Source organism: Paenibacillus sp. ACRRY, assembly GCF_022346995.1.
Lineage (GTDB): Bacteria > Bacillota > Bacilli > Paenibacillales > Paenibacillaceae > Paenibacillus.
In genome coordinates this window covers 1-25671 of record NZ_JAKRNM010000016.1, presented here as the reverse complement: position 1 = coordinate 25671, position 25671 = coordinate 1, and the positions used below count along the sequence as shown (strand labels likewise).

Genomic DNA, 25671 nt, shown 5'->3' with positions numbered 1-25671 from the left:
GAATTTTGAAATAGTTCATAGGAAAAAAGACCACAATCCTCATTTAAGTATGAGAACCGTGATCCCTGCAAGATACAAACTTTAAAGAGTAACGACCATTTGAAAATCATTTAACAAAGCACATAATACACTACATTTTACTTATCAGGTTTTACAGCCTCCACTCGCAAACGCTTATAATCCGCATAGATGGCATCCTCTTTCCAGAGCTTGGGTAATACTATTTTACTCGTTTCAAGGCAAATCCCCTCGATCTGTTCCTTACTCAGACCATCAAAATAGTCCCCTCCAAAATGAGCTAACCACCCCTCTATACCCTTTTCCCCATCTTGAAGTTGGGTAGGACGATCGTAATGATAGGCCTGTCGAACCAGAAACCCCTTCTCTTCCAAAAGGGAGCTGTATTCACCGATTGTTGGAAAATACCAGGGATTGCGATCTGCAGCATGGATTCCTGTTTTTTGTTCGAGCACTGTCTCCAGTGCATTTACTATGGTCTGAACGTTCCCCTTTCCACCAAACTCCACCACCAGACGTCCGCCAGGCTTTAGTGCATTCCATATGCTTTCTACGACAAGTTCAGGGTTCTTCATCCAATGCAGCGCCGCATTGGAGAAGATTGCATCATAGGGTTTGCTTACCTTGAAATGATGTCCGTCCCCTTCCACAAATTCGAGTACAGGGAACTTCTTTCTCGCCCGTTGTATCATGTCCGGAGAGGCATCCATGCCAACCACCTTCGCATGTGACGAGGCAATTTCATGCGTCAAATCACCCGTCCCACAGCCTAAATCAAGAATATGTTCTCCCTTTTGAGGTTGAAGCCATGAAATCAAACTTTTTCCGTAACCCGATACAAATGCCAATTTGTGATCATACTCATCTGCCTGCCATTGGTTGATTGATTTCATCGATACCACCGTCGCTTTCGTATTGATAAGGTTATTGTGGCACACCTGAAATTATTATTAAAATATATAGTTTCTATTTCATCCATAGGTAAAACCTATATGTATCTTATGCCCCGACGAACCACCGGGGTTCTCATCCCCCGAACGTAAAAAAAGCTTCCCAAAGGAAGCTTTCTTGAACGTCCCAGGAGGGATACTCTCCTTCTAGTCGAGACTGCGAAGTAATCCTCTCGATGCTTATGCTCCGACGAACCACCGGGGTTCTCATCCCCCGAACGTAAAAAAGCTTCCCAAAGGAAGCTTTCTTGAACGTCCCAGGAGGGATTCGAACCCCCGACCGACGGCTTAGAAGGCCGTTGCTCTATCCTGCTGAGCTACTGAGACAAGTATGTATAAATAAAATTTTTGGCGCGATTTCTATTATACTCGGTTTTCTATATTTTTCAATACTTTTATAAAAAAATTAATAAGTTGCATCCCGTTACATTCATTTACGTATAATTTCATACGCTGCTCAACCGATCGAATATGATCTTGATTCGCAGGCAATATTGTTGATGGCAGGGTTAATACCCCATACAGGACATAAACTATTCATTGTCAGTGTGGCTGGGTAATCTTTTGCATACATACCTTTACACCTGAATTCATTCAAAGAAGGAGAGAATTGTTATGAGACAGCTTTTGTCCGCCTTATCCTATTTCAGTATTTTCTTCGCTCCTTTTCTGTTCCCGATTATCATTTGGATTGTTGCGCGAGACACCTATATTGAGGGACATGCCAAACGGGCCTTGTTTTCACACGTATTCCCGTTTCTCGCTGCCATTCCACTCTTTTACTTCTTCGTTACCTCCCAGAGCATCGGTGGCGCGATCGGCTATGTCATTCTGTTCTTTGTCATTTATGGATTAAGCTTTATTTACAATATCGTCAAAGGAATTCAAGTCCTTCGTGAGTATGCCTGACTTTTACACCGTCCCTACCATCAGATTACATGCAGAAACCCGCCGTTTCCAAATAAAACGGCGGGTTCTTCATTCCGGTTACTTGTTTCCCTTACGCCATGGATTTCTAAGCGTAGGACGCTTGCTGTTAACGGCGAGCACTTCCCCGGCAAACTCGGTATGATGCGCGTAAAGGTTTCCTTTGTTTTTCTTGAACTTGGAAGCCATTGCTATCACCTCCCCGGAACTTGGTTGTAGTATGCTCCGGGTTAGCTCCTTTATCCATGCTGGAAGATGATTACGTCTGACCAACTAAGTAACGTTGAAGGGTTGGACCGAGGAGCCCAAACGCAAATAATTCACTTTGGAACCGGGCTTTATCTTCTCCTGCGGTTACACCTTCGCTGTTCTCAAACGCTGTCTCCGTTGCATCCTCAAAGGCAGTGTGCATATTGTTGTTGTACCAATCAAGAACAGCATCTGAATGGTTGCGTACAATCCTAACCACTTCCAATGTGCTTCCAGGCTGAGTTGCCGCTACATATACTAATAAAGAAGGATCGCCTGCATTTGCTGGTTGTACCTCCACTTCTGCACAAGACAATCCATCCACCTCGGTTAATCTGCGGATCTTGGCATCCTGAATTGCATACATTGTTATCGCTCCTTATCATTTCATGTACTTTGTTCGATCTCTCGTCTTGTCTCCGGTGTTCCCAAACGGTAAATCTCTTGATACACCTGCTGTAAAGCAGCTTCATATGCCCGATTCACCGATTCTTCAGGTGTATCCGGCCACGGGAATACCATTCCTGGAAAGGCCTCTTCCTCTTTTTCCTGCATCAGGTTGAGGAGTCCCATTAGATGGTCTACTTCCTGAGGTGTCGCCTGAATAACCCATTCATAAGCAGCTGCGTGCTGATCCTGCAAAACGGAACGTCCACCCACAGAAACATAATAGGTTGTTTTGTCCACAGTCCATTCTCTCCTTCACAGGCATGCTGAGGCCGTTGTTCCTAGATATAGTTTCCGAAGAGGACAGACATTTTATGCCTGCTTTCGGCATATATTTGTTACGACTTCTGACGAAAAAGACAACATTTGCTGGCTCCATGCCATGCAACACTCCACAGGATCAACGACTCGACTAAGAAAGGATGAACAACCATGTGCGGTATAACCGGCTTCATACAGTGGAATCGGGATTTGACCCAGGAATCGGAACTGCTGCTCCGAATGACGGACAGTTTGTCGAACCGGGGGCCCGACGCTTCAGGTACATGGATCTCCAATCCTTGTGCATTTGGACATCGCCGGCTCAGCGTAATGGACCCGGAAAACGGCGCTCAGCCCATGCATGCGTTACAGGGAGACACCTCCTATACCGTCGTGTATAACGGAGAACTATACAATGCACCCGAATTGAAAAAAGAGCTGCTTCAACGGGGGCACCATTTCCGTACTCAATGTGATACGGAAGTTTTGCTCGCCTCTTATATCGAATGGGGACCGGCATGTGTAGACCGTTTTAATGGTATTTTTGCTTTTGCCATCTGGGATGGAGGACGCGAACAGGTCTTCATGGCACGTGACCGCCTTGGCGTCAAACCATTGTTTTACAGCAATGCAAAAGACGCTCTCGTATTCGGCTCCGAACCCAAATCCCTTTTGCATCACCCCGATGTCGAAGCTGCTGTTGGTCCCGAGGGCCTGGCAGAAGTATTTATCGTAGGTCCGGCTAGGACACCTGGACACGGTGTCTATTCCTCGTTGAATGAACTCAAACCAGCTCATGCGCTCATCTTCAACCGGAATGGAATCCGAACCTACGCTTATTGGAAGCTGGAAAGCCAGCCTCATGAGCATGATCTGGATGAAACTGCAGCCGAGGTACGGCGTCTGCTGCAAGATACGCTCGAGCGTCAGCTCGCTTCAGATGTTCCTGTGTGTTCCCTTCTTTCAGGAGGCCTCGACTCCAGTGCCTTGTCTGCACTGGCCGTAGACTATTACAACCGAACGGGTCAAGGTCAAGTCAGTACGTATTCGGTGGACTACGTGGATAACGCCAAGCACTTTCAGGCGCACTCGTTCCAGCCTGGTGCAGATGGACCCTGGATCCAGCGTATGGTAGATGAACTCAAGACAGATCATCACTGGATCGAGATTGAGAATGGAGAGTTGGTTCATGCCTTGAATCAGGCCATGTTAGTTCGAGATTTGCCCGGGATGGCCGATGTAGACTCTTCTCTCTATCTGTTCTGTAAGGAAATCAAGAAAGGGGCCACCGTCGCGATCTCGGGAGAGGCAGCCGATGAAGTGTTTGGAGGGTATCCCTGGTTCCATCGGGACGAGATGCTGAATTCGGGAACGTTTCCTTGGTCGGTAGCACCTGACATGCGTGCAGGGTTGTTATCAGCAGACATTCGAGAGTGGATCAGACCACTGGACTATCTTGCCGACCGGTATTCGGATGCTGTGGCTGAGGTTCCTTTACTGGACGGGGAGACCGGAAAGGCAGCACAAATGCGTGTCATGTCCTATTTGAACATCACCCGATTCATGCCTACTCTACTTGATCGTAAGGACAGGATGAGTATGGGGGCCGGGCTCGAAGTTCGAGTTCCTTACTGTGATCATCGCCTGATTCAATATGTGTTTAACATTCCCTGGGAAATGAAAATAACGGGCGGCCGTGAGAAGGGGATCTTGCGAAAAGCGTTAGAGGGTGTATTGCCTGACGATGTTTTATATCGGAAAAAGAGTCCTTATCCCAAAACACATAATCCAGCGTATTTGGCTGCCGTTAAGCAGCAGGTGCTGGATATCCTTGATGATGCATCTTCGCCAATTCTGCCTTTGATTGACAAGGCACAAATCCGCAAACTGGCTTCTTCACCTGATGCTTCGTCTAATCTGCCCTGGTTTGGGCAGCTCATGTCCGGTCCTCAGCTGTTTGCTTACTTGACACAGATTAATTCCTGGTTGCGCACATATAAAGTTGCCATTCGTTAAAAGAATGTAGTTTAAAAAGAGGGGTACCAGGTGAACAGCATTTATGCATGCACCTGGCACCCCTCTATATTCATTATCGCATCTTACTCTTAGTCATAAGCATAATCATAAGCAATCATAATCTCCATCTTACATAAGGAAATCATCGAGTCATCACAGCGGACTCCGGGTTTCGTTCAAGCAAGCCACGGCCATAAATCTCCCTGAATGGAGAGTCCGTCATATGAACGTATCCAATATAACAGCCGCACTTTTTCATCCTGCAGGGCCGATCCGCGGACAGCTTTTCCAAACCGTCACGGTACAAATGGCCAATGATCCGGCGATCCTTGTAACATCTTTTTACATGCCCCGAACCCTGCACATAAAACACGTCCGAGCCGGCCGCACAGCCTTTGCCATAACTCTCATAATCCTGTAAGTTCCCCTCAAACAGCGGATCGATCGACCGCAAATAGGCAACCTCTTCCGGCTCGTAATAATTAGGCTTATCCTTAAAGGCATTGATCCACATGTAGATATCGTCCGGCAGCGCCTCTCTCATGGACTGAATGGCAGGAAATGCACTGCGGAGTCCCACCGTGCCCACGCTGAATTCAAGACCCATTTCACGCAAAGTAAGGCATTGGTTAATAAAAGAAGATTCCTTGGTTTCACGAGGATGATAGGTTGCCCAGAAAGCAGCTGTCCCGAAATTCAGTTCACGGGCCCAATCCAACTTAACGGAAAGGTTGGTCTGCACAGCAATCTTATGGACATGGCGCATATGTGACAGTTCAACCATGGCTTCCCTGTACCAGCGCCGTACCAGTGCCTCGCCATATGGATTGAAGAAAATGGACAATTCGTGTCCCACCTCTTCCTGAGCCTTCACCCAATCCACGAACTGACGTAATTGTTGTTCGTCTGTTTCCAGCGTCTCCTTGGAATCCACGGTTTTGCTAAACGGACAATAGGGACAATCATAATTGCAGGAGGACAGCTTCCCACGATAATACAAGGTTGCTCTCATGAGAACACAAACCCTTCCATTTGCTCGCGAATCTCGGCAGATATTAACCAATCTCCAATAGCATCGGAATAACCCAAACCTTCTTTAGTTAAACGCAGCACCTGATGTTCATTCTCCTGCTCAATCACAGCCATTCCCTCTGTCAGCAGTTCTGAGAGCCAGGCGTAATCCGTCATAACTTCACTTCCGAACCGCTGGAGATAATCATCCAAAGTCAGACCTTCCCGATGCAGCAGTGCTTTTAAAATAAATCTGCGTTTCTGCTCTTCCCTGCTCAGCACAATGCCATAATTAGCAACATCATATCGCTCGGTAGCCACATAATCGGCGATGATGCTCTGGGTAGCCTTATAGCTCACTCCGTATTTTGATGCATAATGTACTTCACTGGTATAGGAACGAGCGCCACATCCAAGGCCAACCATGCCTTCCTCCTGGCAGCTATAAGGCAGCAGTTCTTTAGTTACATGTGAAGATGACTCTTTTGCAAACCTGCGCATGGAATACTGAACATATCCCCGGCTTTTTAACGTTTCTCTTGCGGCAGTGTATAGTTCCATCCGAATATCCGGACCTTGGCGTTGAATATCTTCCGGCTTCACTATTGTATTCTCGCGCGTATATAGCGGATAAATGAATATCTCTCCAGGCTCATAAGACAGGACACGTTCAAGCGAATACAGCCATGACTCCACCGTTTGGCCGGGCAGACCATAGATCAAATCCAGGTTCAGCAAAGGAAAATCGTATTTCGTAAGCTTCTCCAGTGCGCGCTCTACTTCCTGTGGTTTCTGCGGTCGATATATCGCTGCAGCCTCCGCTTCAATAAAGCTCTGGATCCCCATGCTGACGCGGTCCACGCTACGCTCTTTCAGTAACGCAAGCTTCGCTTCAGTCACGGTGTCAGGTGAGGTTTCGATTGAAATGGAAGCATGTGCGGGATCAAGTCCCATCACATTTTCCGCTATGTCAAACAAACGGTTTAATTGAACCTCATTCAGCAATGTTGGCGTCCCGCCACCAATGGCAAACCTGGAATACGGTCTGCGTGAGGTCATGGGGGCCCACTGCTTCGCCTGGCGTTCCAGTGCATCCACATAACGTTCATGTGTATCGTCACGCCGGTCAGGCAAAGTGAACAGATTGCAGAATCCGCAGCGGGCAGCGCAAAACGGAATATGCATATATAAAAAATACGTGTCGGTATTCTCACGTTCCCACAAGGGTCCCAAGGGCAGCGGCGGGTTCAATTCTCGATATGCCGTCTTATGCGGATAAGAGTATAGATAAGAGCGATAAGGTAAAGTCAGCACTTCCCTAAGACCTGTAGTCGTATTGGATCCGGACGCTGCGGAATGACCTGTTGTTGTAAACTCAGACGGATTATCCATCGGTTTCCTCCTGTCTCCGGTTGTTTTCATTCACAATAAATAAAATCGATGCCATTCAGTCTATAAAACAAATTCACGATAAGGCACATTCCAGACGACTTCATGCGCCAGTCTGTGCCCCTGATACCCCTCTTCGCCATAAGCCGTTCCATGATCCGAAAACGCAAGGCAGAATGTTGGCCGCGAACGCTCCCGCATGGCATCAAACAACGGTCCCAGAGCATCATCCACATACCGAAGGGCAGCCCTTTGAGTCTGAACAGAGTCCTCCCTTGCCCCTTCCACAAAATAGCGATTGGGACCATGAATTGCCGACACATTCAAAAATAGAAATACTTTCTCATCCTGTGGTATCTGTTCAAGCAGCTTCAATGCATGCTGAACCTGATGCTCTGTCGATCGAGGGTTGGTAACTCCGAAGTTCATTCGCCAATAACTCTGCTGAAAGTAACCAGGCAGCACTTTGGCCAGCGGATTTTTTTTCGTGAAAAATATGACTCCACCTATACAAATTGTACGGTATCCTTCCACCGCCAAACCAGATACGATATCCGGTGTATCAAACAGCCACGTATGCGGATGAGTCTTCAATCCGGTATTACGGGAATGAAACAGCCGGACATGTGAGGCCTTGTCCGTATTGGCGGGCGTAGGCATGAAACCACCAAAAAAGGCATGGTGCGCTGCATATGTAAAACTTCCTGGGGTATGGCGTTTCTCCCAGGGACCCGATCCGCACAGATTGGGACAATTCGCTTCCTCCTGCTTCGCTACGTCATACCTTAACGTATCCAGGGTAATCATTAACAGATCATGGGAGCCAACAATGGTGTTCATATCAGGCATGTTCGTAAGGGTTCTTTCGCAAAATATCCATCTCCCATTCGTATGTTCCAAGTCCATTGTGCTGTACATGGTACAACAGATCACCGAACGGATTCACATCCAGAACATAAGCACGCGGATTCGCCCCGACGGTGAGCATGACATCAATGCCTGCAGACCATGAATTCGGAAATGCTGCCATCGCTGTTTGAGCAGCGGTGTGGACCAGATCCAGCCTGTAGTCGTCCACTCCGGCTTCCTCTGGCAGCATCCGCTCGTTGCGTAAATGCAAATTCGTTATAGGCGTCTGGCTCAGCCTCACAATCGCATGACCTGCATGACCGCCAGCTACAAGCTGACGAATATCAAATACACGCGAGCCATATGAAGCCTTGGCCATCCAGCGCTCGACCTGAGCCCCTTCAGCACATAACCAGTCCAGCAGAATCTCAATCTCCTCTCTGGCGGTGTACCTCTGCATGCGACCTTCGTTGTAGAAAATCGGCCTACCCTTAACCACTGTCATCCCCACAGTGGTAACAGCTATCTCTGCACCCGTTCGCGGGTTGATCTGATAAGCAACAACCCCTGATGCAGCTGAGCCATAGGCAAGCTTAACAAATACCCGGTACATGCCTGAAGCCTGCATGGCTGCGCGTAGATCCGAATAACTCAGAATTCGCTCCGCAGATTGGAGAACGGGAGGAACATAAACTCCGTGACCAGATAAATGCTGTTGGCACTTCCTTTTGTCAAACATGGTAGCAATATCTTCTGGATCGTTCAGGAATCTGGCAGAAGGCCAACCTTCACCCGCTTCCCTTCCAATTCGCTTCAGACAACCTTTCCAGCCATTAAACCACTGGGCAGGTGCATAGATGCGCCCCCAATCCTGCCGCAGCTCAAGCGCCTCCTCTGCTGTAAACGACTCTCTGCTTAATGACTCAGTGTTGGGATTGCCGTCCTTCGCCCCAAGAGATAACAATTCACGCTCCACATCCCATTGCTCCCCCGGTGCATCAATTCGAATCAGGGGTGCCACTTCCGCTGTAACCTTGCGTTTTAAACTTGGATTGACCAGGTCGGCCAGGGATCCCCCCTGTCTCCAGGTCTTGAGCAAGTCGGCATAGGGAAGCACTTCAGCAGGACTCAAGCCACATCGCAGCCTTGCCTGCTGCAAACCTGTGGTTCTGCGATTATCCGGGTTTCCGATCAACCAAAATGGCCGTTCTTTGTTCCACTCACTGCTATGGGATTGTAGTCTGTGATCTGCTGTTTGGTTTGTCTTAACGCCTGACATCCCTTATTCCGTTAATGACGGATAACGCCAGTCATCTTCATCACTCTGCTGCTGATCGCTGACATCAACGGATAAGCCCGAACGTTTCCAGCGAATGAGCATTTCGTCTGTCATGTAGTGATAGCTGAGATCGAGATGCTTCAACTTCTTAATCTTGTCGCTGGCAAGCAGAGCCTCAGCCCCTTCATCCGACAATGTGCCTTGGGACAAGTCCAGCACTTCCAGTTGATCTACAATGGGAGCCAGTGCCACGGCTTTGGCGATATCATCCTGAATATCACTGTCTTTCAGGCCAAGGTACACAAGCTTGGGGAATCGTCCCTGTTCCAGCAGCGGAAGCACATCTTCAAGTGAACCGTCGAAGCCATAATCATCTACACCCAAGTACAATTCGAGCTTGCGTAGCTCAGGCAATTGAGCATTTGTAATGGAAGAGAGGACCTCCTGCGGAAGTCCACCACAGATAATGACCAACTCTTCAAGCTTGGCATGCTGCAAGGGTTCAAGGCTCAATCCACTACTGCCTTTTACCGTAAAGGACTTCAGTTCTGGAAAAGCCTTCAAAAGCGGGGTCAGATCTGTCTGAATAATCCAGGAGACCTCACACTCTTCAAAGCCCATATCTCCAATGAACAGCTTTTTTAATGACGGAAAACTTGGCGCCAATTCAATAAGAACATTCATGAATTCGTCCGGCGAACTCTCGTAAGCTTGTCCCCAGTCTCCAATGACCAGACTTTCCAATGAACCCGCATCGGGTTTGGCAGCCAATTCCTTGATCAAATTCTCCATACGGATACCGTTCTCATAGTCATCATAAGATACCGTAAGCTTCACTTCCTGCATCTGTTAACCCCTCCGATTGAGTTCATTCTTGATTCGTTAATTTGAATGTTACCCCATCCTGCACGGGGCTTGCAACTTCTTCCAACTCCAGTCCCAGGAGGATTCTCAAACGCGAAATGACTATACTTCATTAATTAGGAAAGGGAACATACGTTCTTCACCGATTGGTTTCGAAAGATAGATTCCTGTTAGGTATATGGATCGATATAAATAAAGATCACCAATGGTTACCTTGGTTCTATACATTTCGATTTTGTACACTTCCTAGTGATATGAAAAAAAGCGTTAATAGCCGGAGACCATTCCACAATCCGCAGGAATGATACTTCCTTCCATTAACGCCTTCATCTTTTTATATAGTGCTATACCTGATTCATAAGGCTCCTGTTAACCAGGATTCAGCCTTCAAGCCGGGATACAAGCGCTCGCAGTGCATGACCACGATGACTAATAGCCTGCTTTTGTTCCAGCGTAAGCTCAGCCATCGTCATCTCGTATTCTGGTACGTAGAACAGAGGATCATACCCGAAGCCGCCATTACCCGCTGCATCGCTCGTAATCCAGCCTTCGGCTGTACCCTCCGCTTCAAACTTGTCCCCTGTTGCCGGGTCATACAGAACCAGAGCACATACAAAGCGTGCCGGACTGAGCAGCGGCTGCTGCGTATCCTCACCGGATTTGATGGCTTCCAGCGCTGCAAGCAGCTTGGCATTATTCAGGGCATCCGTTGCTCCTTCGCCAGCATATCTTGCCGAATACACACCCGGCTCCCCATCCAGCAGATCCACACAAAGTCCGGAATCATCGGCCAGGACAGGAAGACCAAGTGCATCTCCTACCGCCTTTGCTTTCTTCCAGGCGTTCTCGGCAAAGGTTACCCCGTCCTCCACGACATCCGGAAGCTCGGGGTAGTCGAACATGCTTTTGACCTCTTTGCCAAGTGGTGCAAATGCATGGGCAAACTCTCTTACTTTACCCTGATTCCGGGTTGCAACAATGATGATTGGGCTGTCCAGACGCATCTTAGGCTTCCCCTAATCCACTAGCGCCGATCTTGAGCGCAATCGGTCCAAGCACTTCCTTTTGTCGCTCAATCATCTCCAGGATTCCCTGCTCACCCAGTTCCAACATGGCATTCAGCTCACGACGGTCAAATGGGGCTTCTTCACCTGTTCCTTGCAGCTCTACATATTTTCCGCCACCTGTCATAACCAGGTTCATGTCTACTTTTGCCTTGGAATCTTCATCATAGTTCAGATCCAGAACAGGCTGTTCTCCGACTACACCTACACTTACAGCTGCAATGAAATCCGTGATGGGGAAGGTTTGCAGGCGGTGCTGCTGGGCAATTTTGTTCACAGCCAGTGCCAGCGCAACAAACGAGCCGGTAATGGACGTTGTACGAGTCCCTCCGTCCGCTTGAATGACGTCACAGTCCAGGGTAATGGTCCGCTCGCCAAGCGCCTGCAGGTTCACAACAGAGCGAAGTGCACGGCCGATCAGACGCTGAATTTCCATCGTACGTCCAGTCAACTTCCCGCGGTTCGCTTCACGCTGATTCCGAGTATGTGTTGCACGGGGAAGCATGGAATATTCTGCGGTAACCCATCCCTTGCCTTGACCTTTCATGAAAGGAGGAACGCGTTCCTCCACCGTTGCGGTACAAATAACCTTGGTATCCCCGACTTCAATCAGTACAGAACCTTCGGCGTATTTATTTGTGTTAATTGTTAAATTCATCGGCCGCAGCTGTTCGCTGGTTCGTCCGTTAGATCTCATCATTTCTGCCTCCTACGACTTAAGCATCCTGTAATTGTTGAACTGAGTCACACTTTACTAATCCTTTTTATTTTACCAAAGAGTTCTGTTAAAAGCATCTATCCGCCAAAGACTCTGTTAACTATCCCAGATTTTGTCCAAATCCTAGATCGGAATTTCATTGATATACTCGGGCTTGGAGACTGGCGCACTATAATCCCGGTTATCGTCACCCATGACTGTTTTTTGGCCGTTCCACTCGATTTGAACTTTGGCATCCTTGCTCGCTGTATTTTCCGTCGTTGTCAATACCACCGATTGCAGCAGCTCGCTTGGCACGGCATCTCCTTCTACGAACATATCATCTTTGAGTGCGACTGTAACGGTTCCATCCTCCGCCGTTTTGACGGATTGCAATTCGGTACCGCCTGTCATGACCTCTTCCAGCTCACCATCCTTGGCTGGCCCTTTAATCAGCTCATTCAGCGCGGCTTGCACCCGATCTGTACCTGGTGTGACCAGGCGCGTAACCGGAACATAATATTGAATGCCCGCAGGCGAAGCAGCTGAGAAATACACGGTAACTGGACTGCTGTTGGTGGTGAACGTGTCTCCCAAATCAAGATTGATACCTACCGCCCGATTCAGCGGTTCAGGAAGCGGCGTACTGTTTACCGGCATTTGAGTCAGCTTTTTGCCGTCCACCCAGATCTGCACGTTCTCCACATCCGGTGTACCTGTCAACGTCCACGTTACGGCTTCCAGCATTTTGCGTTCATCCTTGGCGTCGTATTTGGCAAAGTTACCTGAGAACTCTACGACTGCAAGCTTGTCGTCCGGATGAACGGTCACATTCTGCACCACCGTGCCTTGTGGAAGAACGCCTTGGAATCCTTCAGGCAGCATACCTGCATAAGCACCACCTGTTACTAGTGTATCCAGGGCAGTCTTCGGACTACTAACGTCCGATCCAGCAGGCAGCGTCAGTGATACCGGTGCAAGCAATCCCTGCTGATCCTGCAAATAGACTGTTGTGAGCGGAAGGGTTGCGAGTGTCCCATTGCCTTCGGCTGCTTGAATCATGGCTGCCTCCTGGATGGGTGGCGGTGGATCGATAGCCTCGGATGACTGTGCATTAAACATACCACAGCCGGACAACACCAACGGAATGCTCAGCAGCGCTGCTGCTGATGCCGTACGCATATATCGGATCTTACTCATGATCACGTTCCCCCTCATCATTTTTACAGTTTGTACTACCATGTATACGAGCCTTTGCTCAAAAAATAACTACTTTTTAAACAAGCCCTGATACACCAAGCTAAAACGATATTGAAAGAAAGAAACACAAAACGGGTTAATACGTATTAGGAATCAAGAGTAGGGACATTGCTAACTTCAGAGGAGGAATCGCCCATGGAACATCCAGAACAAGAAAAAATCCCTTACAGCCTGAACAGCCGCAAAGTCGCAGACGCTACAAGGGAATGGATGCACAAGCGGGGCGTCACGATCCCTGAGATCGCAGAACTGGTCATGTTATTGCAGAAAAAGTACTATCCGGATCTTACGATGGAAGAATGTATCGATAACGTGGAGAAGGTTCTTCGCAAGCGGGAAGTGCAGAACGCCGTTCTGACAGGCATTCAGCTGGATTTGCTGGCAGAACAGGGGCAGCTCATTTCGCCTCTGCAGGAGATGATTGAAAATGATGAAGGGCTATACGGCGTGGATGAGATTCTTGCATTCTCCATCGTCAATGTATATGGCAGCATCGGATTTACGAATTACGGTTATGTAGACAAGCTTAAGCCTGGTGTACTTGAACGGCTGAACGATAAAAGCCTGGGACCTGTACATACGTTTCTGGATGATATTGTCGGGGCCATAGCCTCGGCAGCAAGCAGCCGAATCGCACACCGCAAACAGTCGGAGCTGGAAGAAACGTTAGGTCAGAAACCAGTCAGTGATGACGTCGTTTAATCCACATTTGTTATAAGGTAATGAGACATGTCTATCAAGGATGAACTCATGGAAAAAAGCGGCCCCTGGGCCGCTTCTTTTTCGTATATACATCAGGTATTGTTACGCCTATTTTAACCGTTCCTGTCTCCTCGCTCCAACGAGTCCGTATGCTTCGCCCCATTTGCGTTCCATGGCTGGCTGTGACTGTGAACGATTGGGTCCAATCGTGATTTGCGGTCCTTTGCGTTCACGCAGAAGCCCCCGCAGCACCGTAATGCCAAGGATGGACAAGCCGGTAAAGACGTACATTAAACGCATCAGTACATTCCCTGAATCGGAACCTGTAATCATGCCATGTACCAACAAACCGATAAATGCAGGATAGGACAGCATGTGGAATATAAACCACCATTTGCGGCCCAGTTTATTACGCAGATCACTGGAGAGCAGCACGATCAGCAAGGCGTAAAAGGATAACGTCCCAAGCCCGCTGCCAACCGGATGTACTGAGGCACTAAACGGAATAAGCAGTTCACTCCATGTAAACGGACTGTAATGGTCGATATACAGGGTTAGTGCATGCAGGATACCAAGTCCAAAGGCAAGCCAGGTTGTCCGGGTATGCCACTGGTACATGGCTGCTTTGGGTTTTCCTTTGGCGGCAGGCATCCCTTGGGCGATTCCCAGAAAGACACCAGCAAAGAGCAGCAGATAAGCGGCTATTCCGCTAATACGAATGATATTCCACGTCGGTACATAATCAACAATCCATTGTGCCATAACCGGCTCCCCCATATCTGATAGGACTTCTCATTTCATCACTTTGCGTCAATATAAATGAATGCAGGATACTTATCTTTAAATAAGGCTGAAGCAGTGATCCGGTTCAAAGCCTGGCCACCGCTCTTCGAGTGCGTCCATATCCCCTCTAAACCAGAATTCACCTTCCCGGGTCATCCATAAAACATCATGCCGGTCATAATGCCTGTTCAGCCAGCCCATCGCTTCAGCACTTCCGAGGATACAGACGGTCTTCGCGATAATCTCGCATTGCGAGACATGCTGGCCTAGAGCGGTGCATTGCACCACATCTGTATCAGCCGGCTTCATTGTCCGCGGGTCAATCAAATGATGGGACAGACTTCCATCCGCCTGCTGCCACTGTCTTCGTGCGATTCCCGAAGTCGCAACCGCACCAGAGTCTAACTGAATGCTTCCTGTCAGATTGCGTTTATCCAGCAAAGGGTCCTTAATATATACAGTCCATGCAGAAGACTCAGGCGTACCCCACATCTGAATATCTCCTCCCGCATTAATCATGCCTGCAGGAATGTAAAGCGTGCGCTGCAGCCATTCCGCAATGCGTTCCGTTGCCCAGCCTTTCACAATACCGCCCAGGTCCAGTTCAATCCCGGGATCCAGATGTACCATTCGGCTGCCCTCTCTGTGCATCCATCCTGGACAGGTATAATCGCGCTCCTCTTCCGGAATTAATGCGGCAACCAAGGTTGAGGTATGCTGCAGGGACTGCGTTATGCTGCGCTCATCCTGCCCGATCTGTTCGAAGCTGACATCATATCCCTGTTGCCGAAGGGCTTTTGAAATGCCCGGTTGAAAAATCCCTTCCGTCTGGCCTATATATCCGTATGCCAAACTCAATACCTCATCCATGGCAGCGGAAACCGGCATCCATCCCACCGATCGATTCAGATGATTCAATTCACTATTGGATATAAACCGACTGAAGCGCTGCTCTTGCGTTTCAAACCAGTTCTTTACAAGCGCTGCTGCATGCTCAGCTTCTTCACGTCCGGCGGTTACCAGCTGAACCTCCACATCCGTATTCATTGTACGAAATCTGAACTTAAACGGACGCTTGGTCTCCGCAGCGCGACTCATGATGCACCTGTGCGTGACTGGTAACTGCCACTGCCGGTTCCTGAGTCAGATACCCGATCAGACTGACTGGAATCCCGGCTATAGGATCTGCTCCGGTCTCCATGTTCCTCTTCCTGATTCTGGACAAAGCTGCCTGTCCATTCATCCATTACATCATCTTGGGTATTCGACTGACTTGCAGGTAAACTATCGGTATCTATTCCATTTGCTGCTGCGTATGCAACATCAAAGGCATCAGAGGATCTTACATATTGAAAGAGTGCAGCCACCGTTAAAGTTGCAACCGCTGAGGCTTGCCATTTTCTCCATTGATTTCGTTTCTTTCTGTTCATCGCTCTTCCCTACTTTCTCTGGCGAAGTTCATGCTCTTATCTTATGGGCCCTAAATTAAAAGCAGATGAATGAACCGTTAAGAAAGGCTAAAGCTTTCCATTTCCTCAGATCCGTAAACACAAAATAGGCCCTGAACCGGAGATGTTCTCCCCTTACAGAGCCTTTGCCTTATGAATAATTGCTTTTCCTATTTTCGAACGAACTCCATTATGCTTTTTTGAAAAAAAATGATCCATCCACTCGCTGTTCCTGCACAATATGCCCCCGCCGGATCAACTCCTGAAGATGAGCGAGCGTTTCACTCATGGCAAAGCGCAGCTGATGTGTACCCAATCGATCACCAAACAAGGAAACACAAACGTCGTACCCGTTCGACGGGCGCTGAGTAATATGTTCATCCATCTTCTGAAGCCGCTCCTCATGGTGAGCTAGCAGATGAGAGGTTCGTTCCGTAAAATGGCTGAATGGATTTCGATGTCCAGGATAGGCCTTCTCGACATCCAAACTCCCTAGACGATGCAGCCCCTGAAGATAAGATAACAATGGCTGGGCATCACTGCCCGGCTGCAAGCTGATATTGGGCGAAATCTGCGGCAGTACGGCATCCCCGCACAACATCTCTCTGGATTCTGGTGCATAAAAGGATAGATGCCCTGGGGCATGTCCACCTGTCTCGATGGTTATCCACCTTTTGCCGCCCATATCCAGCCAGTCCCCATCTTCAATGAACGTCACTTCTGGCAAGGGGGTAATCTGAGAGATAAATCCCTTCATATGTTCACGGATCTGTATGGTCTTCTCATCCGGCATCCCATGTTGGTGATAAAATTCCGGCAGTACGGCATCAATGGTTGCACTCGGGCCCCACATGTAATCTGCCTCCTGACGCGACCTGGCAGACATTCGTACAGGCGCGCCCGACTTCTGCTGCATCCACCCTGACAAGCCAAGATGATCGGGATGATGGTGGGTCAATACAATTTGGCTTATGTCCTGAAAAGACAATCCCAGATTGGTTAGAGCTTCCTGCCATTCCTGTTCTGTTCCCTGGTTGCGCGGGCCTGGATCAACCACGGTTATCCTTCCATCGGCTTCATAGAGCACATAACTGTTCACCCATCGCAACGGGAAAGACATCGTGATCTGGAGCCGATGCATGCCCTCCGGCATGCTGATCGTTTCCGTTCGTTTCATGTTCTTCTCTTCTCCTCCCTGCTGTTCTTACTCTACAGGCCGATGACCAACAAAAATCATGCGCGGGGAATCCTGCTCATCATATTCCTCTTCATCATAACCTCCATGGACCTGATCTACCACAAGCCCCGCCTCCAGCAGCAGCTCACTCAATTGTTCACGGGTGTATAGCTTGACACGTTCCTCATGAATCCGGGGTTTGTGACTGGAACCGGAGTCGGTAATGTGAATTTCCTTCTGCACAAATCCGTCTTTGATCTGGCGAAACTCCTCAATATGATGCCCTTCCGTCTCTCGTTTGGAATGCGGAACCAAATGACGGGTTACGTAAGCTGTATTCATAAAATCAATAATGTAGCTGCCGCCCGGCTTCAGCATGTGACGGATGACCTTAAGCACCTTGAGCTGTTCACCATCCTCACGAAAGTAACCAAACGATGTAAACAGGTTGACTACTGCGTCAAATCCACCTTCGAGTGGCAGATCACGCATGTCAGCATGAACCCACTTCACCCGGTTCTCGGTGTCCATCTGCCGTGCTTCGCGCAGAAGCACATCCGACAGATCAATCCCGGTTACCCGGAAGCCTGCGTCTGCCAGAGCCAAGGAATGCCTTCCCATACCGCAGCATAGATCCAGAACCCGCGCCTGCGGATCAAGATTTAACCAATTGATCATTTTATGTACTTCTTCATATGCTCCCTGAACATCCCTGTGCTTGTATACGAGAAGGTAGTCTTCTCCAAAGCTATCTTCATACCATTCCGTCATTCGTATCGCCCTCCACTTGGTCAATAGCCCTATTCTCTCTGTAACGTACTTGATATAGGGCTGATCATACCTAAGCTTGTTGTAATTGTATCTTCTTTATTCTTCAAACTCAAAGATTTCCAGCGTCTCCCGTTCATTGAACGGCCAGAGTTCGCCCTATATAATGTTAAACATAGTCACGTGCCCGCAAACCGGTTAACTATATATAAGCTATAGAAACAGAACAGCAGGAGGTGTTATTTATGATTCACATTGGACTCACAGGATGGGGAGACCATGATGATCTGTATCCCGATCGTACCAAAGCCAAGGACAAGCTGCGTTTATATGGACAGTACTTTTCAAATGTAGAGGTCGACAGTTCCTTCTATGCTGTTCAGCCACGGGACCGGATGGCACGCTGGGCAGCTGAAACACCGGATGACTTTTCGTTTATCGTCAAAGCGTATCAGGGAATGACTGGGCATCTAAGGGGCAAACCCTATTTCAACAGTACCTCAGACATGTACAAGGCTTTTCGGGAGTCACTGGAGCCGGTGATGGAAGCCGGTAAAATGCGGGCTGCCCTGTTCCAATATCCACCGTGGTTTGACTGCAATCGTGATAACGTTAACGAGCTGCGTGAGGTGAGGCTACGAATGGAAGGCATTCCGTGTGCGCTCGAGTTTCGTCATCGCAGTTGGTACGAGGATGGCATGCGTGAGCGGACTCTTGCTTTTCTACGGGAACAAGGCTGGATTCACAGTGTCTGTGATGAGCCACAGGCGGGCTCAGGCTCCATTCCAATTGTGCCGCAGGCGACGGATTCGGAGATGACCCTTGTGCGGATGCACGGACGCAATGTGTCAGGCTGGCACCAGAACGGTGCACCCAACTGGCGGGAGACTCGTTACCTGTACCGGTACAACAAGGAAGAGTTGATGGAATGGAAAGCATATCTGGAACAGCTGCACGAGCAGAGTAAGGATGTCTATGTGATTTTCAATAACAACTCCGGTGGCGATGCAGCAGCCAATGCACAAATGATGATGGAGCTGCTGGATATTCCGATCCGACCATTTCCAGATCGCACAGCTGACGAGGAAGAGGATGGGCCTGAGCAGCTGGAGCTGTTTTAAAAATCTGGAAACGAACATTATATACAATGATATATACGATTGGAGGTGAGTTCTTTAAGCTTGAATTTATAGTTTCAGACATTCACTGATTAAATTGATGTATTTGGAACCTCGAACTAAGGAAGTGACTAATGAGAGAACAGAATCGAGCTCTAGTGGGTGGAATTATAGGAATCGTCATTACAGTCGCTGCGTTTGGGCTTTATTATTTGGTTACCTTGAATACAACCTTTCAAAAGGCTGTTCTTGACGAGGTCCATAATGTGGATAATGCGTATCTAACTATCGTTCGTGTACCTAGTTCACCTGAGACCAATGAAGAAATTCAAACACTTCTAATGGATATGGATGACTTTCAGGACATATTAAATCAATTATCAAATCTTGAACTTCAGAAAATAAGTACACCAATTAAAGATAAAAGCTCATTTTATATCTATAACATTTACATCTATGATAAGAGTGCTCATAGCGAAATCGTCAACTTTGGAGTCGATAATAGTAAACAAATTTCTATTCGCAGTACGAAAGGTTATCAAAGATACGAAGTAACCAACTCATTTGATTATGATACATTTCGTGCCTCTGTTGACAAACTTATTACTAATACTAAATGAGTCAGAATACATATGTGCTGAGAATCAAAGCTACCCTTCTTTCAATAAAATATAAAAACCATATAATTAAGACCCCAAAAAGAGGACTACTTCAGGTCAAATCCCCCGTAAAATAGTCCTCTTATAATTAGTTGATTTATAGATCTCCTCAAGCCTTCTGCATCGTATCCTCTTCTTCAGTAACGTCCATTTGGCTCAACCACAAGTTCATTTTATGCGCTTCAATCCCTGCCAGAAGTACAATGCCGATCCCATGAGTATCGTTCAGAATCCAGCCCAGATCATCCCGATAGTAGAGCGCGGTAAAGGAATAACCCGACCCACGGCATACACCATATATATTGCCTTTGTAATCAATGGACAGATGGGTTATGCCAGCCCATCCTTTGCGGACAGCTTCCAGATAAGGCGCAGGTGTCTCAAGCCAGCCCTCGCGAATTCCACGGGCATAAGCGTAGATGAACATCGACGTGCATGAGGTTTCCTCATAGGAGTCTGGACGGTTCAGCACCTGATGCCATAGGCCATTTTCCCCTTGCAGCGCCAAATATCCCTGACACAGATCACGGTAGAAACTCAGCAATTCCGAACGCCTTGCATAGTCCTGAGGCAGAATGCTCAATAGCTCCGTCAGGGAGAAGAGAACCCAACCGTTTCCACGCCCCCACGGGATGCCTGTTGCCCGTCCACGCACAAAATCATACACATGCGACATGATCTGCTGCTCAGGAATATAGAGATATTGACGGAATAACAGAAACTGGTTAACTGCATCATCCCAATACGCCGTATTGCCCGTCAGTTGACCATAGCGCATCAGGAATGGCGTGCTCATGTACAGATCATCACACCACATCGTTTCGTGGCGCATCTCTCCGCTTCCGCGAACACGATAAAAGGCTCCATCCTCCAGACGTTCCTGCTCATCCGTAATGTAACGGGCAATCCGGTCTGCCGTATCTCGTCCTCCGCGAATGTCACCCAGTTCCATTGCAGCCAGCAACGTTGATCCGAACGAACCACAATCATCCAGACTGTCGATTGCTGACAACTGGTTGTTAATTCCCGCTGCACCGTAGGTTTCCCGATCCCATAGACCGTAACGGTCGAACGAAGTACTCAGGCCGATATGTTCCCGAACATACTGGATGTAATCGTCACGATTCAGCTCCTGTCCGATACGCAGAAGTCCAAGCAAGGTGACCCCTAAAGGATAATTCCATTTTCCGTAATGTGTATTTTCGAGATATGGGCGAACGCTCGTATCCGGTTGATCCACATGCCAGTATACACCTTTCGATCCATCGTCAAAAACAGTATCAGTCACGACAATCTCCGTGGGTGGAGGCTCAGAACCTGGAGCAAAACTCCCGGTATACAGCCATACATCTGAACTGCCCGCAACCGGATGCGGAGCGCTCAATCTCCAGCCATTCGTACCGGAGACCCCGGGCGATTCCAGTGTGAACCCCCAGCGGGCCTCCCCGGCCTTGGTTTCCCCTCGTGCCACCAGATCGGATAATCCATAGCGGCGCGGCAGCTCCACGCGATAAGGTCCACTTTTGTCTGAGGTATATACTTGCTTACCATCCAGGTACAAATGCAGTGCACCTTCATGCTGACCTTGCAATACCACAGGAGATGATTCCGGCAATGTTACATCCAGCTTGGTCCACGCGTAGGCCACGGCTGGTTGTTCTGTACCAAAGATCCTCGCGAAAGAGCCAGCCTCCCGCTCTTCTTCTGTCCATTCTCTTCGTGGATACCAGGAAAGCCCTGTTTCTTCTTCCGTCATTTCGTCATGGGGGATTGAGGTTACGGGTTCATCAAGAGGCTCGGAATACAGCCAGCCTTCCTGACCTTGCCGATTCACTCCCGGAGTGAGGAAATGAAGCGGGAAGTTCTTGAAGGAAGCGGTACCATAAATGCCGCCGAATCCTACCTCTGTTTTGACAAAACAAAGCAAAACGTCATTCCAGCCAGCCTTTACGGGAATTGGAATCTGGGTTCTTCGCTCGGGAAACAGCTCCTGCAGCAGCTCGGATTTGAAAGCCTCTACCCCGTTCACATAAATCGTTACCGGACTATAGCAGTTCAGGCCTGTGTTCAGCATAGTCTCCTGCTGGCTCCATAACTTGCCCCATACGTATACGTACTGCCCTGCACTCGCTTCTGGCCACTTGTCGTCCAGGTTCAGATCGTAACGGTAATCTCCCAGTCTGCGGAACCCTCCACGATGATAGGCTCGGAACAAAAAAGAATGTTTGGGATGATCGCCGATATAACGCTGGGCCACCGTCGTCAGAATATCCGGAATTGAATGATGCACCTTACCTGCAATCGACTCGTTTGCATGAAAATAGCGAATGATCATCAGCCCCTTCCCTATACCTTGATTCGTTCGGTTAAACGCAATGTCTCCCCTGCACGCACTTCAATGACCTGCTGATCTGCCGTAAACCAGACGGATATGGCCGACGGATTATGGATGATGGATCGGTCTGCTGAACATTCGAGGCGTTTGACCGCTTTCCAATAGGCAATGATCTCAACATTCGTCGCGTACCATATATCGTCCCTGCCCCCGATCTGCTCGCCAAACTGTTCAATGATCTCCCAATTATCATTATCATTGAATTCATAACTGTGTCCCCAAACATAGAGCAGGAGCGGTGTACCCGTTTTGGAATGCTGGATAAAACGATCGGCATGCGCTGCCAGGTCATTTTTATGATGACAGGTCGGATGCCATTCAAGCGGGCGTTCAGGCAGCGTATATCTGCCGTGGGATTCAACCGTCCGGGCATAGTCCAAGCCTAGCCACTCCAGTTTGGTGCTTAATTCGCGATCAAATCCTCCATTTGGATAGGCCATTCCCCTTACCGGGTAACCAACAAGCTGTTCCAGTGCACGGCGATCCTCCATGATTTCTTCGTTCAACAGCTCATCCGGTACATAAGGCAATGTAGGATGAGTAACCGTGTGCACAGCTACTTCATGCCCGGCATATAGTTCAGCGACTTCCTCCGGCTCAATTCGACCCGGTTTCCCCAGCGTACCGGAGTTCAGATTGAAAGTGCCACGCAGTCCAAAGCGATTCAAAATATTCACCAGCCTCCGGTCGTGGACCACACCATCATCATAACTAAGCGTCAATGCCTTCATCACACCGCCAGGATATCGATCAAACTGAATGCGATTCCCCATTTTGTATCTCATCCTCCTCACACTGTTTTCACACCGTTTCGTTCACCTCAAAATATCGAAAAACGCCTTGGCCTCCACGATTCATAGAGAGCGTGTTTAGAGCAAATACCCCCATCTTCGCACCAACCCAGAGTGCGGTTGTCGCCGTAAACGGTGCACCAATAGGCTGGAAGTCTTCTCCGTCCTTACTCCAGCTAAACTGGCAGCGAGCAGGTTCCTCCAGCGAAAAGCGGAGATGAACGGTCCAACCGGTTACCGGTGAACCATGCTCGCTCCAATCCAGTCCGGTTTCTTCCGATTCATCCGCATGCAAATGGTTGTCTGGCTGTTTGGCTCCGCGGAGCAGGGACAATCTGACGGCTCCAGTGTCCGTCTGAGACAGACTCAGGCAAGCATAATCGTCACCAAAAACAATGAGCCCCGCTCGGTCACCCTCCTGCTTCGACAAGAAAGTCAGCTTGGTTGTTGCTTCAAAGGCGGAGGCAGGAAGCTTCTGCATTAGCAGCTGCGGAACGCCGAATAGGGATTGTATGCCTTCAGGGTAAGGATGCATGTGTAATACAAGTCCCTTGTCAGGAACAACCTCTGCCCATTCGGGACGGGAGTTGGCCTGCCATTGCCACTGGACTCCTAAGCGATCATTTTGGAAATCATCTGAAACATCAGGAACCGTAATCGGGTAGGTAGCACCCACATCCGGTTTGGTGTATACATCCACAGGCTCACCTGTTCCATTTCCTTCACGGTCTACGCCAATGACAGGCCATCCGTCTTCGTTCCACTGCATGGGCTGAAGATGAACGATTCGGCCATATGCATCCCGATCCTGAAAATGAATGAACCATGATTCTCCTGATTCCAGTTCCACGTATCCCCCCTGATGAGGACCATTAACGTTGGAAGCTCCCTGATGCATAACGATCCGATCCTCATAAGGGCCAAACACCTGCTTGGAACGCAGAACGGTTTGCCATCCAGGCTTCACACCCCCGGCGGGGGCAAAAATGTAGTAGTACCCGTCCCGCTTATAAAACTTCGGCCCCTCAATCGTAGGATGATGAGCTGTACCGTCAAAAACAATCTGCCCTTCATCCAGGAGTCTGCTTCCATCCGGAGCCATGCGGCACACCTTAATCTTGCTTTTTATGCCAGTGCGGCTCTTAGCAAAGGCGTGAACCAAATAGGCTTGACCATCTTCATCCCATAACGGGCAAGGATCAATCCAACCCTTCACCTCATGGACCAGATGAAGAGGCGACCATTCGCCCTCGGGGTGATCTGCCGTTGTCATGAAGATGCCTTCATCCGGCGTGCTGAAGAAAATCCAGTACTTCCCTTCATGATACCGGATGCTTGGTGCCCATACTCCCTTGCCATGAAGCGGTACATCATACCCTTCCAGATCCAGTCGCTGAATGGCGTACTGCACCAGTTTCCAGTTCACCAGATCCTTCGAATGCAAAATGGGCAGCCCAGGTATGTGCGAGAAACTTGAAGCGGTCATATAAAAATCTTCGCCGACACGAATGACGTCAGGGTCAGAATAATCGGCATGCAATATAGGGTTGCGATACGTCCCGTCTCCCTGATCTGCGACCCAGACGGGTGCCATTTTTTCCTGTCCTGATTGGGTTGTACTCATATGCTCCTCCTTCACATTTCCAAATTTATTCTTCAACTAATCCAATACCAGTCTCATGCAAACTATGGCTTTCCGAATCAAAATAGGTGCCTTCGAGCAGACCAATCAACGTATTGGTGATGCGTACTTCGATCTCGTTGTCTCCTGAACGGAGCCAGGACGTTTCGCCACTCCAGCGATACGGAGACCAGCATCGCACGCCAAGGCTGTGACCGTTGACCAGAACCTCCGCCACATCCTGCACAAGCCATTCACTGAATTCGAGTTCAAAGGATTCGGCATTCGTATCAGGCTGATCCAGCCAGAAGCTGCGTTTATAGCTCATCTCTCCTGCATAATTCGGGTACAGCGGCTGCGGCTCAGGTGTGATCCGAATAGCTGTATCGGGCTCACGGACCAAAGAGACCATACCTTCGTGGTGAAACTCCACACCAAACCGTCCCTGCAAATACAACGGATCGAGAATTCCTTCCTCATCCTTCGTGATCTGTACCGTAATCGTTATTTCATTCAAGCCTGTGCCCAGCCACTCATTGATATCACAGCTAATGTTGGTATAATCTGTGATCTCAACGGACTCAAATTGATCAGGCCCAATTGTTTTGCCGTTGATCTTCATGATCCATTCCCCTGCAATGGCTGCTCGATCCATAAATATGCTGCACTCGGGCAAAGCCGTTCCCAGTTCAAAAGCTGTGGTGTACCGGCATTGAATCGGATAGGCAATTGTCGCTTTCTTCGGCGTGCCAAATACCTGATTAAACTGAACAGGCAAGTGATGATGTCCCGACAATTCAGCCGCTTGATCGATAAAAGGCTTCACGCCTGCATACTTGTTTTCCAAGATCACACCATTGTCATTCGTTGCCGTAAGACGGAACTGTCCAATCCGAAGGGTATTGGGCTGAATGGTCTCCAGTCTGTC

At 48.7% G+C, this 25671-nt stretch carries 26 protein-coding genes and 1 tRNA gene; 5 read left to right on the top strand and 22 right to left on the bottom strand.

Annotation, left to right across the window (positions count from 1 at the left end; all coding sequences use genetic code 11):
- Nucleotides 1-137: 137 nt before the first annotated feature.
- The gene (locus MH144_RS28235; RefSeq protein ID WP_239305551.1) at nucleotides 138-911 is read right to left on the bottom strand and encodes a class I SAM-dependent methyltransferase; all 774 of its coding nucleotides are present in this window, start codon (nucleotides 909-911) and stop codon (nucleotides 138-140) included.
- Nucleotides 912-1221: 310 nt separating this feature from the next.
- Nucleotides 1222-1295 (bottom strand) — tRNA-Arg (locus MH144_RS28230).
- A gap of 288 nt (nucleotides 1296-1583) precedes the next feature.
- Here MH144_RS28230 and MH144_RS28225 point away from each other — a divergent pair.
- Complete coding sequence (locus MH144_RS28225) at nucleotides 1584-1877, top strand: magnetosome magnetite crystal formation protein family (RefSeq protein WP_239305550.1); 294 nt, start codon at nucleotides 1584-1586, stop codon at nucleotides 1875-1877.
- 78 nt (nucleotides 1878-1955) lie between these two features.
- Here MH144_RS28225 and MH144_RS30900 read toward each other — a convergent pair whose 3' ends face one another.
- The 3 genes from MH144_RS30900 to MH144_RS28215 form a co-directional block, all read right to left on the bottom strand.
- Entirely contained in the window at nucleotides 1956-2084 is a 129-nt protein-coding gene (locus MH144_RS30900) for a hypothetical protein (RefSeq protein WP_255248063.1), read from the bottom strand.
- Nucleotides 2085-2154: 70 nt separating this feature from the next.
- Nucleotides 2155-2511 carry a hypothetical protein gene (locus MH144_RS28220; protein WP_239305549.1) on the bottom strand — a complete coding sequence of 119 codons (357 nt, stop codon included), beginning with the start codon at nucleotides 2509-2511 and terminating at the stop codon, nucleotides 2155-2157.
- Nucleotides 2512-2531: 20 nt separating this feature from the next.
- On the bottom strand, nucleotides 2532-2831 hold the full coding sequence (locus MH144_RS28215; protein ID WP_239305548.1) for a hypothetical protein: 300 nt from the start codon (nucleotides 2829-2831) through the stop codon (nucleotides 2532-2534).
- Between the two features lie 192 nt (nucleotides 2832-3023).
- Between MH144_RS28215 and asnB the strand changes: the two genes are divergently transcribed.
- Entirely contained in the window at nucleotides 3024-4868 is a 1845-nt protein-coding gene (gene asnB, locus MH144_RS28210) for an asparagine synthase (glutamine-hydrolyzing) (RefSeq protein WP_239305547.1), read from the top strand.
- A gap of 142 nt (nucleotides 4869-5010) precedes the next feature.
- Here the strand turns inward: asnB and MH144_RS28205 are convergent, their stop codons facing one another.
- The 8 genes from MH144_RS28205 to MH144_RS28170 all read right to left on the bottom strand — a co-directional run bounded on the left by MH144_RS28205 (nucleotide 5011) and on the right by MH144_RS28170 (nucleotide 13221).
- On the bottom strand, nucleotides 5011-5880 hold the full coding sequence (locus tag MH144_RS28205) for an STM4011 family radical SAM protein (RefSeq protein WP_239305545.1): 870 nt from the start codon (nucleotides 5878-5880) through the stop codon (nucleotides 5011-5013).
- On the bottom strand, nucleotides 5877-7271 hold the full coding sequence (locus MH144_RS28200) for an STM4012 family radical SAM protein (RefSeq protein WP_239305544.1): 1395 nt from the start codon (nucleotides 7269-7271) through the stop codon (nucleotides 5877-5879). Before MH144_RS28200 ends, MH144_RS28205 begins: the two co-directional genes overlap by 4 nt.
- 60 nt (nucleotides 7272-7331) lie before the next feature.
- Nucleotides 7332-8117 (bottom strand): STM4013/SEN3800 family hydrolase, encoded by a 786-nt coding sequence (locus tag MH144_RS28195; protein WP_239305543.1) that lies wholly within the window; start codon nucleotides 8115-8117, stop codon nucleotides 7332-7334.
- A complete protein-coding gene (locus MH144_RS28190) occupies nucleotides 8110-9396 on the bottom strand; it encodes an STM4014 family protein (protein WP_239305542.1) in 1287 nt (428 codons plus the stop codon). The genes MH144_RS28195 and MH144_RS28190 overlap by 8 nt, the downstream gene beginning before the upstream one ends.
- Nucleotides 9397-9399: 3 nt before the next feature.
- The gene (locus tag MH144_RS28185; RefSeq protein WP_239305541.1) at nucleotides 9400-10242 is read right to left on the bottom strand and encodes an STM4015 family protein; all 843 of its coding nucleotides are present in this window, start codon (nucleotides 10240-10242) and stop codon (nucleotides 9400-9402) included.
- A gap of 398 nt (nucleotides 10243-10640) precedes the next feature.
- Nucleotides 10641-11264, bottom strand: coding sequence for an XTP/dITP diphosphatase (locus MH144_RS28180; RefSeq protein WP_239305540.1), 624 nt, complete (start codon nucleotides 11262-11264; stop codon nucleotides 10641-10643).
- A 1-nt stretch (nucleotide 11265) separates the two neighbouring features.
- Entirely contained in the window at nucleotides 11266-12024 is a 759-nt protein-coding gene (gene rph / locus MH144_RS28175) for a ribonuclease PH (protein ID WP_095293274.1), read from the bottom strand.
- 141 nt (nucleotides 12025-12165) lie between these two features.
- Nucleotides 12166-13221 carry a GerMN domain-containing protein gene (locus tag MH144_RS28170; protein ID WP_239305538.1) on the bottom strand — a complete coding sequence of 352 codons (1056 nt, stop codon included), beginning with the start codon at nucleotides 13219-13221 and terminating at the stop codon, nucleotides 12166-12168.
- 195 nt (nucleotides 13222-13416) lie between these two features.
- Here MH144_RS28170 and MH144_RS28165 point away from each other — a divergent pair, with 195 nt between their 5' ends.
- Nucleotides 13417-13983 carry a phosphatidylglycerophosphatase A family protein gene (locus MH144_RS28165; protein ID WP_239305537.1) on the top strand — a complete coding sequence of 189 codons (567 nt, stop codon included), beginning with the start codon at nucleotides 13417-13419 and terminating at the stop codon, nucleotides 13981-13983.
- Between the two features lie 108 nt (nucleotides 13984-14091).
- Here the strand turns inward: MH144_RS28165 and MH144_RS28160 are convergent, their stop codons facing one another.
- The 5 genes from MH144_RS28160 to MH144_RS28140 all read right to left on the bottom strand — a co-directional run bounded on the left by MH144_RS28160 (nucleotide 14092) and on the right by MH144_RS28140 (nucleotide 18162).
- Complete coding sequence (locus MH144_RS28160) at nucleotides 14092-14745, bottom strand: ferric reductase-like transmembrane domain-containing protein (RefSeq protein ID WP_239305536.1); 654 nt, start codon at nucleotides 14743-14745, stop codon at nucleotides 14092-14094.
- 78 nt (nucleotides 14746-14823) lie between these two features.
- Nucleotides 14824-15864 (bottom strand): FAD:protein FMN transferase, encoded by a 1041-nt coding sequence (locus MH144_RS28155; RefSeq protein ID WP_239305535.1) that lies wholly within the window; start codon nucleotides 15862-15864, stop codon nucleotides 14824-14826.
- On the bottom strand, nucleotides 15861-16196 hold the full coding sequence (locus MH144_RS28150) for a hypothetical protein (protein ID WP_239305534.1): 336 nt from the start codon (nucleotides 16194-16196) through the stop codon (nucleotides 15861-15863). The genes MH144_RS28155 and MH144_RS28150 overlap by 4 nt, the downstream gene beginning before the upstream one ends.
- 208 nt (nucleotides 16197-16404) lie before the next feature.
- Nucleotides 16405-17391: an MBL fold metallo-hydrolase gene (locus MH144_RS28145; protein ID WP_239305533.1), complete on the bottom strand. Its 987-nt coding sequence runs from the start codon at nucleotides 17389-17391 to the stop codon at nucleotides 16405-16407.
- 27 nt (nucleotides 17392-17418) lie between these two features.
- Nucleotides 17419-18162: a class I SAM-dependent methyltransferase gene (locus MH144_RS28140; protein ID WP_239305532.1), complete on the bottom strand. Its 744-nt coding sequence runs from the start codon at nucleotides 18160-18162 to the stop codon at nucleotides 17419-17421.
- Between the two features lie 242 nt (nucleotides 18163-18404).
- On the opposite strand from MH144_RS28140, the gene MH144_RS28135 reads away from it, so the two are divergent.
- Together MH144_RS28135 and MH144_RS28130 are read left to right on the top strand one after the other, a co-directional pair.
- Nucleotides 18405-19280, top strand: a complete 876-nt coding sequence (locus MH144_RS28135) for a DUF72 domain-containing protein (RefSeq protein ID WP_239305531.1) — start codon at nucleotides 18405-18407, stop codon at nucleotides 19278-19280.
- Nucleotides 19281-19411: 131 nt separating this feature from the next.
- A complete protein-coding gene (locus MH144_RS28130; protein ID WP_239305530.1) occupies nucleotides 19412-19897 on the top strand; it encodes a hypothetical protein in 486 nt (161 codons plus the stop codon).
- A gap of 148 nt (nucleotides 19898-20045) precedes the next feature.
- Here MH144_RS28130 and MH144_RS28125 read toward each other — a convergent pair whose 3' ends face one another.
- From MH144_RS28125 to MH144_RS28110, 4 genes are all read right to left on the bottom strand, one after another.
- Nucleotides 20046-22271 (bottom strand): glycoside hydrolase family 88/105 protein, encoded by a 2226-nt coding sequence (locus MH144_RS28125; RefSeq protein ID WP_239305529.1) that lies wholly within the window; start codon nucleotides 22269-22271, stop codon nucleotides 20046-20048.
- 11 nt (nucleotides 22272-22282) lie between these two features.
- Entirely contained in the window at nucleotides 22283-23104 is an 822-nt protein-coding gene (locus tag MH144_RS28120) for a polysaccharide deacetylase family protein (protein WP_239305528.1), read from the bottom strand.
- Between the two features lie 28 nt (nucleotides 23105-23132).
- Nucleotides 23133-24746, bottom strand: coding sequence for a glycoside hydrolase family 43 protein (locus MH144_RS28115; protein WP_239305527.1), 1614 nt, complete (start codon nucleotides 24744-24746; stop codon nucleotides 23133-23135).
- Between the two features lie 25 nt (nucleotides 24747-24771).
- The coding region (locus tag MH144_RS28110; protein ID WP_239305526.1) for a hypothetical protein at nucleotides 24772-25671 on the bottom strand (900 nt) is incomplete at its 5' end.